Raw genomic sequence first — 13,588 nt, 5'->3', positions numbered from 1 at the left:
ATGGCATTGCAACCCAATCCGCTGCGCGTCGCGATGGTGGCCGGCGAACCGTCCGGCGATCTGCTCGCGGCGTCGCTGCTCGACGGTCTCGCGAGCCGTCTACCCACCGGCACCCAGTACTACGGAATCGGCGGCCCGCGCATGATCGCCACGGGTTTCGACGCCCACTGGCCGATGGACAAGCTGACGGTGCGCGGCTATGTCGAAGCACTGCGGCATATTCCCAGCATTCTCGCCGTCCGTAACGAACTGAAGCGCCAACTGCTGGCGGAGCCGCCGTCGGTGTTCGTCGGTGTGGATGCACCCGATTTCAACTTCGGGCTCGAGCACGCGCTGCGCGACGCCGGCATTCCGACGGTTCACTTCGTGTGTCCGTCCATCTGGGCATGGCGTGGCGGGCGCATCAAGAAGATCGCCAAGGCGGTCGACCACATGATGTGCGTGTTCCCGTTCGAAACCGCGCTGCTGGAGAAAGCGGGCGTCGCGGCGTCGTACGTGGGGCATCCGCTGGCCGACGAGATTCCGCTCGTGCCCGACACGCTCGGCGCACGCCGCGCGCTTGGTCTCGCGGAAGACGGTCCGATCATCGCGGTGCTGCCGGGCAGCCGGCGCTCGGAGATCGATCTGATCGGCCCGACGTTCTTCGCGGCGATGGAAATGATGCAGCACCAGGAGCCCAGCGTGCGCTTCGTGATGCCGGCGGCCACGCCGGTATTGCGCGAGATGCTGCGACCGCTGGTCGACTCGCATCCGGGTCTCGCGTTGACGATTACCGACGGCCAGTCGCAACTCGCCATGACCGCGGCCGACGCGATCCTCGTGAAGAGCGGCACCGTGACGCTGGAAGCCGCGCTGCTGAAAAAGCCGATGGTGATCTCGTACAAGGTGCCCTGGCTGACCGGCCAGATCATGCGCCGCCAGGGCTATCTGCCGTACGTGGGGCTGCCGAACATTCTGGCGGGACGTTTCGTCGTGCCGGAAATCCTGCAGCATTTCGCCACGCCGCAAGCGCTGGCCGAGGCCACACTGAAACAGTTGCGCGACGAAGGCAACCGGCGCACGCTGACGGAAATTTTCACGGAGATGCATCACGTGCTGAAGCAGAACACTGCGCAGCGTGCGGCGGAAGTCGTGGCGAGCGTCGTCGAAAAACATAAGGCGCGGCCGTGACCGGTGCGCGCGCACCTCGTCGCAAGGCCGTGGCAGGCGCCGCGGCGGAGCAGGTCGGCCTGAACTTCGAGACGCCGGACGACATCGTCTGCGGCGTCGACGAAGCCGGGCGCGGTCCGCTTGCTGGTCCGGTGGTCGCGGCGGCGGTGATCTTCGACCCGTCGAAGCCGATGATTCGCGGCCTCGACGATTCGAAGGTGCTCACCGCGAAAAAGCGCGACGAGCTGTACGACAAGATTGTCGATCGCGCGCTGGCTTACTGCATCGCGTCGGCGAGCGTCGAAGAAATCGATTCGCTGAATATCCTGCACGCCACCATGCTGGCAATGAAGCGCGCGGTGGAAGGTCTCGCCGTCGTGCCGACGCTGGTCAAAATCGACGGTAATCGCTGCCCGACGCTGAGCGTGCGCAGCGAGGCGGTGATCGGCGGCGACGCGCTCGTCAAAAGCATTTCTGCTGCGTCGATTCTCGCTAAGGTCACGCGTGACCGCATGCTGCTCGAATTGCATCAGCGCTTTCCGGTGTACGGTTTCAATGCCCATGCCGGTTACGGCACGCCGCAACACCTCGCGGCGCTGCGTGAACATGGGCCGTGCGAGCATCATCGGCGTTCGTTCGCGCCGGTGCGTGAAGCGCATCTGCGCTTCGGCACGACCACGCGTCTGCCGGCGGGTGAAATCGTCGTCGTGCCCGTCACGTTGACCAATGCCATGCTCGACGACGACGCCTTCGGCGAACGCAGCGGCATCTGATTTTCAGTGAGCGCCGCGCGCGCGGTACAACAGCGCGCGTCGTTCATTCTTTCCTCATTCTCACTGTCTTCGCTGCCTGTGAAAGCCATCACCTCGCGGGACAATCCGCTCTATAAACGTCTCAAGGCATTGGCCGGCTCGACGCATCAACAGCGTCGCGGCGGCCAGGCGTTGCTCGAAGGGTTCCATCTCGCGAGCGCGTTTCTCGACGTCGCCGGGCAGCCGGAAATGTGTATCGTCACCGACGGCGCGCTGACTCACGACGAAGCGCGCGCGATCGTCGCGCGTGTCGAAGATCATCGCGTCGTGACGCTGCCGGATGCGTTGTTCGGGCAGTTGTCGAACGTCGTGCATGGTGTGGGGATTCTGCTGCTGGTCGACAAGCTCGATCCGCCGCTGCCCGACACGGTCGCGCAGACCTGTCTCGTGCTCGACGGCGTGCAGGACGCCGGCAACGTCGGCTCGATTCTGCGCAGCGCGGCGGCGGCCGGCATTCAGCAGGTGTTCTGCGCGCCGGGCACGGCGTACGCGTGGTCGTCGAAAGTCTTGCGCTCGGGCATGGGCGCGCACTTCCTGCTGCAGATTCACGAGGACGTCGAAGCGCAGTCACTGATCGAGCGCATCGCGGTGCCGATCGTGATTACGGATTCGCACGGCGCCGAAGCGATCTACGACTGCGATCTGAGCGGACCGCTCGCGTGGGTGTTCGGCAACGAAGGGGCGGGCGTGTCGCAGATCTGGCGCGACGCGGTGTCGTTGCGAGTGACGATTCCCCAGCCGGGCGGCATGGAGTCGCTCAATGTGGCGGCTGCGGCGGCGGTTTGCGTGTTCGAGCAATGCCGGCAGCAGCGCGGTCGCGCGTAGCCGTAAAAAAGGGCGCCTTGTCAGGCGCCCCGTTGATCCGCTTCAATTACCCAATCAATAAGCCTGCCGATCCAGCTTGATCTCCTGCAGGATCGTCGTCGCGATCTCCTCGATCGATTTGTGCGTCGACGACAACCACTTGACGCCTTCACGCCGCATCATCGCCTCGGCTTCGTTGATCTCATAACGGCAGTTTTCCGGCGCGGCGTATTTGCTGCCCGGCCGACGCTCGTTGCGGATTTCGGACAGCCGCTGCGGATCGATCGACAACCCAAACATCTTCTGACGATGCGCGAGCAAGGGCGTAGGCAGTTTGCCGCGTTCGAAGTCTTCCGGAATCAGCGGATAGTTCGCCGCCTTCACGCCGTACTGCATGGCCAGATACAGGCTCGTCGGCGTTTTGCCGCTACGCGACACGCCGACCAGGATCACGTCCGCGTCGGCCAGATTGCGGTTCGATTGACCGTCGTCATGCGCGAGCGAAAAGTTGATCGCCTCGATCCGGTTCTTGTACTCCTCGGTGTCCGCGTTCTGGTGTCCACGGCCCATGGCGTGGCTCGACTTCAGTTCCAGTTCCTGCTCGAGCGGCTCGACGAAGGTCTGAAACATGTCCAGCACCAACGCGTTCGACCCTTTGACGATCTGGTTCGACGCGCTGTCCACCAGCGTGGTGAACACGATCGGCCGGCGGCCGTCTTGCGCGATCGCCTCGTTGATCTTTTCGAGGGTGGCGTAGGCCTTTTCCGTCGAGTCGACGAAGGGCACGCGAACCAGACGGAATTTCTGGTCGAACTGGGAGAGGATCGAATGCGCGAAGGTTTCGGCAGTGATCCCGGTCCCGTCGGAGACGATGAATACGGTGGGCGGCATCAGTGGGGCAGGGGAATGTGAGCGGAAAATAGCGCTCGAATAAAACATCGCCGCGCAGACCTCGCTGCCCGGTGGCTAACCGGAGTATGTAGCGAATCGGCACGGCGCGCCGTGGGCACCACAATTGCGTCCGGATGACGGTGGGGCCTCGCAAAAGCCCGCTGGCCGGTCCGGGGCGCGTTTCGAGGCGCAATTCTCGTCCGACAGTCACATTTTGAGAGTCGGCACGGTAGAATAGCGGCAACCTGTTGGATAAGCAATTGCAGGCGATTGGCGTCTAACTTACCGTGAACGGTCGTTCAACGCGTCGCCTTCGGTCGGTAACGTGCGGTGAATGTGGTGGATTAATCGGTAAATTCGTCCATTCGCGTTCTTCGTCGCGCATCCGGCCATTTGCACATTTGCGGCCTCTCCGCGGCGCTTTTTACCGCCCGTGGCCGCTTACCGCGCTGTGTCGCGATTGCTTCTCCAACAGGTTGTGCAAGACGCGAGAGCACGCTCCCAATGGGCGTCTCGCGTTCGAGCCCACTTGCACAGCCGTGAATTTCTTTCACACTTAGGGGCTTGTATGACTAACGCAGTTACCGTCGCAAAGGATAAGGCGTATGTAGTTCCGTTCGAGCAGTTGCGGATGACCGACGTGGAGATTGTCGGTGGCAAGAATGCGTCGCTGGGCGAGATGATCAGTCAACTCGCTGAAGCCGGCGTGCGCGTGCCCACCGGTTTCGCTACGACGGCGCTGGCATTCCGTGACTTCCTGAATCACAACACGCTCACCGAACGCATCGCCAAACGTCTCGAGACGCTCGACGTCGACGACGTGAAGGCGCTCGCCGAAGCAGGCAAGGAGATCCGTCAATGGATCGTCGACGCGCCGATGCAGCCGCAGCTGGAAGCGGACATCCGCGCAGGGTTCGACGTCCTGCAAAACAGCTCGCCTGAAGAGCTGTCGTTCGCCGTGCGTTCGTCGGCCACGGCGGAAGACTTGCCGGACGCATCGTTCGCGGGTCAGCAGGAAAGCTACCTCAACGTGGTCGGCGTCGAAGACGTGCTCGATCGCATGAAGCACGTGTTCGCGTCGCTGTACAACGACCGCGCTATCTCCTATCGCGTCCACAAGGGCTTCACGCATGCTGAAGTCGCGTTGTCGGCGGGCGTGCAGCGCATGGTGCGCTCGGACGTCGGCGCGGCCGGCGTGATGTTCACGCTGGACACCGAATCGGGCTTTAAAGACGCCGTGTTCATCACGTCGAGCTACGGTCTGGGCGAAACGGTGGTGCAGGGCGCCGTGAATCCGGACGAGTTCTACGTCTTCAAGACCACGCTCGCGCAAGGCAAGTACCCGATCATCCGTCGCTCGATCGGCTCGAAGCTGATCAAGATGGAATTTACGAAAGCGGGCGAAGAAGGCCGCGTGAAGACCGTCGATGTGATGCACGAGCAGCGCAACCGCTTCTCGATCACCGACGAAGACGTGATCGAGCTCGCGAAATACGCCGTCATTATCGAAAAACACTACGAGCGTCCGATGGACATCGAGTGGGGCAAAGACGGCCGCGACGGCAAGATCTTCATTCTGCAGGCGCGTCCGGAAACGGTGAAGAGCCAGGCCGCGGGCAAGGCCGAACAGCGCTTCAAGCTGAAGGGTCAGTCGAACGTGCTGGCCACGGGTCGCGCGATCGGTCAGAAGATCGGCGCGGGTCCGGTGCGCGTGATCCACGATCCGTCGGAAATGGACCGGGTGCAACCGGGCGACGTGCTGGTCGCCGACATGACCGACCCGAACTGGGAGCCGGTCATGAAGCGCGCGTCGGCAATCGTCACGAATCGTGGCGGGCGCACCTGCCACGCGGCGATTATCGCGCGTGAGCTGGGCGTGCCGGCGGTGGTCGGCTGCGGCGACGCGACCGACGTGCTGAAGGAAGGCGCGCTGGTCACGGTCTCGTGCGCGGAAGGCGATGAAGGCAAGATCTACGACGGCCTGCTCGAAACCGAAATCACCGAAGTGGAGCGCGGCGAACTGCCGCCGATTCCGGTGAAGATCATGATGAACGTCGGCAACCCGCAACTGGCTTTCGACTTCTCGCAATTGCCGAACGCCGGCGTGGGTCTGGCGCGGCTCGAGTTCATCATCAACAACAACATCGGCGTGCACCCGAAGGCGATTCTCGAGTACCCGAACATCGACCAGGACCTGAAGAAGGCCGTGGAAAGCGTCGCGCGTGGCCATGCGTCGCCGCGTGCGTTCTACGTCGACAAGCTGACCGAAGGGATCGCGACGATTGCCGCGGCGTTCTATCCAAAGCCCGTGATCGTGCGTCTGTCTGACTTCAAGTCGAACGAGTACAAGAAGCTGATCGGCGGTTCGCGTTACGAGCCGGACGAAGAAAACCCGATGCTGGGTTTCCGTGGCGCGTCGCGCTACATCGCCGACGACTTCGCCGAAGCGTTCCAGATGGAATGTATCGCGCTGAAGAAGGTGCGCGAAGAGATGGGCCTCGACAACGTCGAGATCATGGTGCCGTTCGTGCGCACGCTGAAGCAGGCGGAACGCGTGATCGGCCTGCTCGGCAAGTTCGGCCTGAAGCGCGGTGAGAAGGGCCTGCGTCTGATCATGATGTGCGAAGTGCCGTCGAACGCGATCCTCGCCGAAGAATTCCTGCAATTCTTCGACGGTTTCTCGATCGGTTCGAACGACCTGACGCAACTCACGCTGGGCCTGGACCGTGACTCGGGCATGGAATTGCTGGCCGTCGATTTCGACGAACGCGATCCGGCCGTCAAGTTCCTGCTCAAGCGTGCGATCGAAACCTGCCTGCGTCTGAACAAGTACGTCGGCATTTGCGGCCAGGGTCCTTCGGATCACCCGGACTTCGCGCAATGGCTGACGGACGAAGGCATCGCGTCGATCTCGCTGAACCCCGACTCGATCATCGAGACGTGGAAGCAACTGGCGGCGTCGGCGAAGCAGTAAAACGCCTGTTGCATGCCGCTTTCCAAGCGGCATGCATAGCGTGCGGGAGGGTGCGGCAAAGTGTGCGTAAAAAGCGCATCAAAAGCTTGTCAAAGAGTGTCGCAGCGCCCGTTCGATGCACCAGCTTCGTGCTATAAACACCCCGGTAGATCCGGGGTGTTTTGCTTTGTGGAGGTCGATGTGGCGCCAGGTGGATTGTTCTGGTGGATCGGGGCGGGTGTGCTGGTCGTGCTGGAGTTGATCAGCGGTACGTTCTATCTGTTGATGATCGCGTTGGGTTTCGCCGCGGCGGCTCTCGCACACATTGCGGGTGCGCCCGCCGATCTGCAGTTCGCGGTGGCGGCGGGCGTGGCGCTGGCCGCGGTGCTGTTGCTGCGCCGCTCGCGCTTTGGCCGCAGAACGCGCAAAGACGCTTCGCACAATCCGGACGTCAATCTCGACATCGGCCAGACCTTGACCGTCGAGGGCTGGCAGGCGCGCCGCGCGCGCGCCAACTATCGCGGCGCCGCGTGGGACATCGAACTCGCGCCGGGCGAACCGGAAGACGCCCATCTTTATGAAATCACCGCGTTGAACGGCAGCTGTCTTGTCGTCGTCGCCAGCAGGCGGGCGGCGGCCGCCTGAGCGCATTGCGCGTTCAGGCGGCCACGCTTCACCGCATTTCCCAGCTTCACGCAACCCATCGAGTACGGACCGGAGAATAACAATGGATGTATCGACCATCGTCGGGGTGGTAGTGCTGATCATCGTGATCATGACGGCGGCGCAGACCCTCAAGATCGTGCCGCAGCAACATGCGTGGGTGCTCGAACGGCTCGGGCGCTATCACCGTACGCTCACGCCCGGCTTGAGCTTCGCGGTTCCGTTCGTCGACCGGATCGCCTACAAGCACATCCTCAAGGAAATCCCGCTCGAAGTGCCGAGCCAGGTCTGTATCACGCGCGACAACACGCAGTTGCAGGTGGACGGCGTACTGTATTTTCAGGTCACGGATCCGATGAAGGCCTCGTACGGATCGAGCAACTTCGTGTTCGCGATCACACAGTTATCGCAGACCACGCTGCGTTCGGTGATCGGCAAGCTGGAACTCGACAAGACGTTCGAGGAGCGCGACTTCATCAACCACAGCATCGTGTCGTCGCTCGACGAAGCGGCATCGAACTGGGGCGTGAAGGTGCTGCGCTACGAGATCAAGGACCTGACGCCGCCCAAGGAGATTCTCCACGCCATGCAGGCGCAGATCACCGCCGAGCGCGAGAAGCGCGCGCTGATCGCCGCGTCCGAAGGGCGCAAGCAGGAGCAGATCAATATCGCATCCGGTAGCCGCGAAGCGTCGATCCAGAAGTCCGAAGGCGAGCGGCAGGCGGCGATCAATCAGGCGCAAGGTCAGGCGGCGGCGATTCTGGCGGTGGCCGAGGCCAACTCGCAGGCCATTCAGAAGATCGCGGCGGCCATTCAGTCGAATGGTGGGATGGAAGCGGTGAACCTGAAGGTGGCCGAACAATACGTGACCGCGTTCGGCAATCTGGCGAAGCAGGGCACCACGCTGATCGTGCCGGGCAATCTGGCGGATATGAGTTCGATGATCGCGTCGGCGCTGACGATCGTGAACAAGGGCAAGGGCGTGCCCGAGGTGCGCTGAGCACCCGTGCTGTGCCGGCGGCTTGCCGCTTCGTGCTCGCGGTGGCTGAATGAGCCGCCTGCGGCGCTGTCCGCGCCGCACTGCACTTGTGCCGTCCTTGTGCCGTATTCCGCAGTGGCAACAACCCAAAAAAATGGCCCGCTCAAAAAGCGGGCCATTTTTCATTGAACCTGTCACGGCGCCAACCGGGGCCACGCAAAGCGCGGCAAAACCGCACAGGCTTTCGCGCCAAAAACCTGCCTAGCCCGGCGACCGCATCAGGCGCGCCTTCTCGCGCTCCCAGTCGCGTTTCTTCTCGCTCTCGCGTTTGTCGTGCTGCTTCTTACCCTTGGCCAGCCCGATCTCGCATTTGACGCGGCCGCCCTTGTAGTGGAAGTTCAGCGGCACGAGCGTGTAGCCGCGCTGCTCGACCTTGCCGATCAGTTTGCTGATCTCTTCGCTATGCAGCAGCAGCTTGCGCGTGCGCACCGGATCCGGGTGGATGTGGGTCGAGGCTTCGGGCAGCGGGCTGATGTGCGTGCCGATCAGGAACAGTTCGTTGTCTTTGATCACAACGTAACCTTCCTTGATCTGGCCGCGCCCGGCGCGCAGCGCCTTGACCTCCCATCCTTCGAGCACGAGCCCTGCTTCATAGCGTTCTTCGACCGAATAGTCGTAGAAAGCTTTTCTGTTGTCGATAATGCTCATGAATGGAAAGTGCCCAACTCGTTTAAAATCACGATTTTAGCAAAGCGGGGCAAGGAAAGCCCGCCGCGCTTGTCCACCCTTGCCACGCGCTGTTCAATTTATGGCAGATGTCCAGAAAACCGTGTTGATCCGCCATTCGGCGGAACAGATGTTCGACCTCGTCACCGACGTCGCCGATTACCCCAACTTCCTGCCCTGGTGCGGGGGTGTCGAAATCCGCCGTCAGGACGAAAACGGCATGGAAGCGAAGATCGATATCAACTTCAAGGGCATCAAGCAGCATTTCGCCACGCGTAACAGCATGGAGCGGCCCACGCGCATCGACATGGAATTCGCGGATGGCCCGTTTCGCAAGTTCACGGGCTTCTGGCGTTTCACGCCGTTGCGGGCGGACGCCTGCAAGATCGAATTCGCGCTGCACTACGAATTCACCAACATCATTCTCGAGAAGATCATCGGGCCGGTGTTCAGCCACATTGCCAACACCTTCGTCGAATCGTTCGTGAAGCGCGCCGATGTGCGCTACGGTAAGGCATGAGCGCGCGCTTGTCGATTGAAGTCTGTTACGCGCTGCCGGACGAGCAGGCGCTGATCGCCGTGGATTTGCCCGAGGGCGCCACGCTGCAGCAGGCACTCGACGCGAGCGGCATCCTGCAGCGTTTTCCGCGCATCGATCTGACTACGCAGAAAGTGGGTGTGTTCGGCAAGGTCAAGGCGCTGGACGCGGTGCTGGCCGATCATGAGCGCGTCGAGATTTACCGGCCGCTGCTGGTGGATCCGAAGCTGTCGCGGCAACGGCGCGTCGAGAAGACCCGCAAGGCGGGTTCGATCGAAGGGCGGCGCTGGCAGAACCGGGATTCGCGCTAGGCGCGTCCTGTGGCGTTGCTTTGGCGGCGGCTGAGCGTGACTCAAAGCGGTTCAAGGCGACTCAAAGCGGTCAAGGCGGTCAAGGCGGCTCGGCGTGGCCAAAGGCGGCTAAAGTCGCCGTGCCGACCACACGTCACCTCACTTCACTTCACTTCAAGACGCCGAAGCCGGCGCCTTCTTCCCCAGCGCCGCGGTGCCGGACGAATCGTCGTCCGCATGCTGACGCACCGACCAGCACACGCCCGCCACCAGCAGCAGAATCGCCGCCAGCTCCAGCGGACGCGGCAGGCGCTGGTCGTAAATGAACGCATAAAGCAGCGCGAACAGCGTTTCGAATACGATCATCTGGCCGGAAAGCGTCAGCGGCAAACGCTTCGACGCTGCATTCCAGAGCCCGTTGCCGAGCCACGAGGCGCCGATCGCGACCGCCAGATTCAGCATCCAGAACAGATGCCAGCGGCCGTCCACGAGCTCGCCCTGCGGGCCGCCGGCGGGCAGCACGGCCACCACCAGCCAAAGCGCCGCGCCGAGCGCGCCGGTCACCACGCCCCACAGCAGCGACCATTCGTTGCCGCTGAAATGCGTCTGACGCTGCAGATAACGGGCGTTTTCGACCGCGAACCAGGTCCAGCAGCCGAGCGCGCCCACCGCGCAGGCAAGCCCGATCATCTTGGTGCCGATGCTGACCGGCGTGGCGTCGGCAACCGTGAAGACGTCCACGTTGATGCAGACGATACCGGCCATCACCATCGTGAGCGGCCAGGCGAGGCGGGCGAGCGGCACCGCGCCGTGGTCGCGCCGGCCGAGCAGCGTGACGGTAACGGGCAGCACGCCGACGATCAGCGACGCCGGCGCGATCCCGATCAGGTGCACGGCCGCCGTCAGCAGCAGGTAGTAGAGCAGGTTACCGGCCAGCGCCAGCTTCACCAGCGCGCCGAGATCCTCGCGGGTCAGGCGTTTGACGAGCGAGCGCGCCATCGGCAGGGCGGCCGCCAGCGAGACGATGCCGTACATCGTGTAGCGGCCGGCGCTCAGCAGCAGCGGCGAAAAGTCGGGCAGCACGCGCGGCACCAGAAACACCATCCCCCATAAAGCCCCGGCCATTACGCCATATGCCACACCGCGCTGCATCGACTGCCCCTGCAAGAAAACTGGAATGGTCGGGAGAATAGCGGTTCGCGCCGCGAACTGTCTTGTTCGATTCTGCACTGGCGCGGCAATTCATGGCTTTCCCGCCGCCCGGCAGCGGTTTGGGCCCGAACGCGCAAACGAAACCGGATCGAACCCGAGGCGAACGGAGAAGCGAAATCGGCGAGCCGCTTATCGCGAAAAAAATCGCCCGAAACTCGCTAAGCTGCTGTTCGTGCAGTGAAAACCGGGGAGGTATCGCGTATAATCTGCTTTTGCGCCTATAGGATTTGCCATGCGTCTGATCCAAACAGCACTCACGTTCGATGACGTGCTCCTCGTCCCGGCCTTCTCCGATGTTTTGCCGCGCGACACCAGCCTCAAGACCCGGCTGACCCGCAACATCTCCCTGAATATGCCGCTCGTGTCCGCTGCCATGGACACCGTCACCGAAGCCCGTCTCGCCATCGCGATGGCGCAAATGGGTGGCGTGGGCATCATCCACAAGAATCTCACGCCGGCCGAGCAGGCGCGTGAAGTTGCCAAGGTCAAGCGCTTCGAATCGGGCGTCGTGCGCGATCCGATCACGGTGCCGCCGCAAATGAAGGTGCGCGACGTGATCGCGCTGTCGCAGCAGCATGGCATTTCGGGCTTCCCGGTCGTCGAAGGCGCGCAACTGATCGGTATCGTCACGAACCGCGACCTGCGCTTCGAAGAGCGTCTGGACGAGCCGGTGCGCAACATCATGACGCCGCGCGAGCGCCTCGTCACCGTCAAGGAAGGCACGTCGCTCGCCGAAGCCAAGGCGCTGATGCATAGCCACCGCCTCGAGCGCGTACTGGTCATCAACGATACATTCGAACTGCGCGGCCTGATGACGGTTAAAGACATCACCAAGCAGACCGAACACCCGGACGCGTGTAAAGACGAACACGGCAAGCTGCGCGCAGGCGCGGCGGTCGGTGTCGGCGAGGACAACGAAGAGCGCGTCGAGCTGCTGGTGCAGGCGGGCGTCGACGTGATCGTCGTCGATACCGCACACGGCCACAGCAAGGGCGTGCTCGAGCGCGTCCGCTGGGTCAAGCAGAACTTCCCACACGTCGAAGTGATCGGCGGCAATATCGCCACCGCCGCGGCCGCCAAGGCGCTCGTCGAATACGGTGCGGACGGCGTGAAGGTCGGGATCGGCCCCGGCTCGATCTGCACGACGCGGATCGTCGCCGGTGTCGGCGTGCCGCAAGTCACCGCGATCTCGAACGTGTCCGAAGCGCTGAAGGGCACCGGCGTACCGGTGATCGCCGACGGCGGCGTGCGTTTCTCGGGCGACGTCAGCAAGGCGCTGGCCGCCGGCGCGAATTCCGTGATGATGGGCAGCATGTTCGCCGGCACCGAAGAATCGCCGGGCGACGTGTTCCTGTATCAAGGTCGTCAGTACAAGTCTTACCGTGGCATGGGCTCGGTCGGCGCGATGAAAGACGGCGCGGCGGACCGCTACTTCCAGGACAACTCCGCGAACATCGACAAGCTGGTGCCGGAAGGTATCGAAGGCCGCGTCGCCTACAAGGGCTCGGTCAACGCGATCCTGTTCCAGTTGATCGGCGGCGTGCGTGCCAGCATGGGTTATTGCGGCTGCCGCACCATCGACGAGATGAACGACAAGGCTGAGTTCGTGCAGATCACGGGCGCGGGCTTGCGCGAGTCGCACGTGCACGACGTGCAAATCACCAAGGAAGCGCCCAACTACCACGTGGACTAAACGCCAATGAAGCCATTGCTGCGCGCTGTACTCATTCTCGATGCCTTGCTGCTGCTCGCGTTCGGCGTGCTGTTTCTGCTGACGCCCTGGACTTCGTTGTACAACGCGCTGCTTCTGGTGCAAACCCAGCCGGCTCTGGTCGGCCAGGGGTTTGGCGTGGCGCTGATCGGGCTCGCGTGGCTGGCTTTTCACGCGTCGATCGACGGGGCGTTGACCTCGACGGTCGCCAAGGTGGTCGGCCATGTGAACTGGCTGACCGGTGTGCTGATGCTGGTCTGGCTGCTCGGCTTGCATACGCCGGCGCTGACCGGTTTCGGGCAGATCGTCGCGGTGCTCACCGGTGTCGTGTTGCTGGTGATCGGTCTGGGTGGCGTGCGTTTGTCGGGCGCGGTCAGGCGGCGTGAGAAGGAGCGGGTGGTGGAAGCCGCCGCTGCCGGGCGTGCTGAAAAGCAGGCCGCCAAAGATGCCGCGAAAGACGCTGCCAACCGGCGCGAGCCGGGGCGTGTGACGGCGGGTTTCCCGGTCTATCACGCTGAGCCGGCCGTGGCGCCGGTCGTCGAGCCGGTGGTGCCAGTTGTGCCGGTGGTTCCGGTCACGCGGCCGGTGGATACCGTTGCAACCGGCACGTTCCGTCCGGCGGTCGATGAATCCGCTCTAACGTCGTCCGAGAGGGCCGCGCGGGCCGAGAGCACCGAGAGCACCGTCGCCCGCGACGAAGCCCGTAACGCCGCCGCTGACGCGCCAGGCGGCCCCCGTCCGCCGTTTCATGGCTGACCTCGCGCCGCGCACACGCCAGTCCGCAGCAGCTTGCCGCTTCACGCCCAATCGTCACCCCGTGGACCGCTTTGAATTCAACGCCGCGCGTTGCGCGCGGCATC

General features: G+C 63.2%; 13 protein-coding genes. 10 read left to right on the top strand and 3 right to left on the bottom strand.

Going from position 1 to position 13,588, the window contains the following annotated elements; genetic code table 11:
- The 3 genes from lpxB (at position 1) to FA94_RS01580 (ending at position 2,786) form a co-directional block, all read left to right on the top strand.
- The gene (gene lpxB, locus FA94_RS01590) at positions 1-1,170 is read left to right on the top strand and encodes a lipid-A-disaccharide synthase (protein WP_035546178.1); all 1,170 of its coding nucleotides are present in this window, start codon (positions 1-3) and stop codon (positions 1,168-1,170) included.
- The gene (gene rnhB / locus FA94_RS01585) at positions 1,167-1,922 is read left to right on the top strand and encodes a ribonuclease HII (RefSeq protein ID WP_035546176.1); all 756 of its coding nucleotides are present in this window, start codon (positions 1,167-1,169) and stop codon (positions 1,920-1,922) included. Before lpxB ends, rnhB begins: the two co-directional genes overlap by 4 nt.
- Before the next feature lie 78 nt (positions 1,923-2,000).
- Entirely contained in the window at positions 2,001-2,786 is a 786-nt protein-coding gene (locus FA94_RS01580) for a TrmH family RNA methyltransferase (protein WP_035549051.1), read from the top strand.
- Between the two features lie 54 nt (positions 2,787-2,840).
- Here FA94_RS01580 and ppsR read toward each other — a convergent pair whose 3' ends face one another.
- Entirely contained in the window at positions 2,841-3,656 is an 816-nt protein-coding gene (gene ppsR, locus FA94_RS01575) for a posphoenolpyruvate synthetase regulatory kinase/phosphorylase PpsR (protein WP_035546174.1), read from the bottom strand.
- Positions 3,657-4,224: 568 nt separating this feature from the next.
- Here ppsR and ppsA point away from each other — a divergent pair.
- From ppsA to FA94_RS01560, 3 genes are all read left to right on the top strand, one after another.
- Positions 4,225-6,630, top strand: coding sequence for a phosphoenolpyruvate synthase (gene ppsA / locus FA94_RS01570; RefSeq protein ID WP_035546172.1), 2,406 nt, complete (start codon positions 4,225-4,227; stop codon positions 6,628-6,630).
- A gap of 180 nt (positions 6,631-6,810) precedes the next feature.
- Positions 6,811-7,254, top strand: a complete 444-nt coding sequence (locus FA94_RS01565) for an NfeD family protein (RefSeq protein WP_035546171.1) — start codon at positions 6,811-6,813, stop codon at positions 7,252-7,254.
- An 82-nt stretch (positions 7,255-7,336) separates the two neighbouring features.
- Positions 7,337-8,272 (top strand): SPFH domain-containing protein, encoded by a 936-nt coding sequence (locus FA94_RS01560; RefSeq protein ID WP_035546170.1) that lies wholly within the window; start codon positions 7,337-7,339, stop codon positions 8,270-8,272.
- 240 nt (positions 8,273-8,512) lie between these two features.
- Here the strand turns inward: FA94_RS01560 and smpB are convergent, their stop codons facing one another.
- Entirely contained in the window at positions 8,513-8,959 is a 447-nt protein-coding gene (gene smpB, locus FA94_RS01555; protein ID WP_035546168.1) for an SsrA-binding protein SmpB, read from the bottom strand.
- 100 nt (positions 8,960-9,059) lie between these two features.
- Between smpB and FA94_RS01550 the strand changes: the two genes are divergently transcribed.
- Together FA94_RS01550 and FA94_RS01545 are read left to right on the top strand one after the other, a co-directional pair.
- Positions 9,060-9,497 (top strand): type II toxin-antitoxin system RatA family toxin, encoded by a 438-nt coding sequence (locus FA94_RS01550; protein ID WP_035546166.1) that lies wholly within the window; start codon positions 9,060-9,062, stop codon positions 9,495-9,497.
- A complete protein-coding gene (locus FA94_RS01545; RefSeq protein WP_035546165.1) occupies positions 9,494-9,826 on the top strand; it encodes an RnfH family protein in 333 nt (110 codons plus the stop codon). Before FA94_RS01550 ends, FA94_RS01545 begins: the two co-directional genes overlap by 4 nt.
- A gap of 153 nt (positions 9,827-9,979) precedes the next feature.
- On the opposite strand, the gene FA94_RS01540 is transcribed toward FA94_RS01545, so the two are convergent.
- Positions 9,980-10,957: a DMT family transporter gene (locus FA94_RS01540; protein ID WP_035546164.1), complete on the bottom strand. Its 978-nt coding sequence runs from the start codon at positions 10,955-10,957 to the stop codon at positions 9,980-9,982.
- Positions 10,958-11,249: 292 nt separating this feature from the next.
- Between FA94_RS01540 and guaB the strand changes: the two genes are divergently transcribed.
- Both guaB and FA94_RS01530 read left to right on the top strand, forming a co-directional pair.
- On the top strand, positions 11,250-12,710 hold the full coding sequence (gene guaB / locus FA94_RS01535; RefSeq protein ID WP_035546162.1) for an IMP dehydrogenase: 1,461 nt from the start codon (positions 11,250-11,252) through the stop codon (positions 12,708-12,710).
- Between the two features lie 6 nt (positions 12,711-12,716).
- Positions 12,717-13,484 carry a hypothetical protein gene (locus tag FA94_RS01530; RefSeq protein WP_035546160.1) on the top strand — a complete coding sequence of 256 codons (768 nt, stop codon included), beginning with the start codon at positions 12,717-12,719 and terminating at the stop codon, positions 13,482-13,484.
- Positions 13,485-13,588 lie beyond the last annotated feature (104 nt).

Origin of the sequence: Burkholderia sp. 9120 (genome assembly GCF_000745015.1) — a bacterium.
Lineage (GTDB): Bacteria > Pseudomonadota > Gammaproteobacteria > Burkholderiales > Burkholderiaceae > Paraburkholderia.
This window is presented reverse-complemented; position numbering and strand designations above follow the sequence as displayed.

Excerpts from the sequence above, each read along its gene's own strand:
- lpxB (WP_035546178.1), top strand. The coding sequence starts at position 1 with ATGGCATTGCAACCCAATCCGCTGCGCGTCGCGATGGTGGCCGGCGAA.
- ppsR (WP_035546174.1), bottom strand. The coding sequence starts at position 3,656 with ATGCCGCCCACCGTATTCATCGTCTCCGACGGGACCGGGATCACTGCC.
- ppsA (WP_035546172.1), top strand. The coding sequence starts at position 4,225 with ATGACTAACGCAGTTACCGTCGCAAAGGATAAGGCGTATGTAGTTCCG.
- FA94_RS01560 (WP_035546170.1), top strand. The coding sequence starts at position 7,337 with ATGGATGTATCGACCATCGTCGGGGTGGTAGTGCTGATCATCGTGATC.
- smpB (WP_035546168.1), bottom strand. The coding sequence starts at position 8,959 with ATGAGCATTATCGACAACAGAAAAGCTTTCTACGACTATTCGGTCGAA.
- FA94_RS01550 (WP_035546166.1), top strand. The coding sequence starts at position 9,060 with ATGGCAGATGTCCAGAAAACCGTGTTGATCCGCCATTCGGCGGAACAG.
- FA94_RS01545 (WP_035546165.1), top strand. The coding sequence starts at position 9,494 with ATGAGCGCGCGCTTGTCGATTGAAGTCTGTTACGCGCTGCCGGACGAG.
- FA94_RS01540 (WP_035546164.1), bottom strand. The coding sequence starts at position 10,957 with ATGCAGCGCGGTGTGGCATATGGCGTAATGGCCGGGGCTTTATGGGGG.
- guaB (WP_035546162.1), top strand. The coding sequence starts at position 11,250 with ATGCGTCTGATCCAAACAGCACTCACGTTCGATGACGTGCTCCTCGTC.
- FA94_RS01530 (WP_035546160.1), top strand. The coding sequence starts at position 12,717 with ATGAAGCCATTGCTGCGCGCTGTACTCATTCTCGATGCCTTGCTGCTG.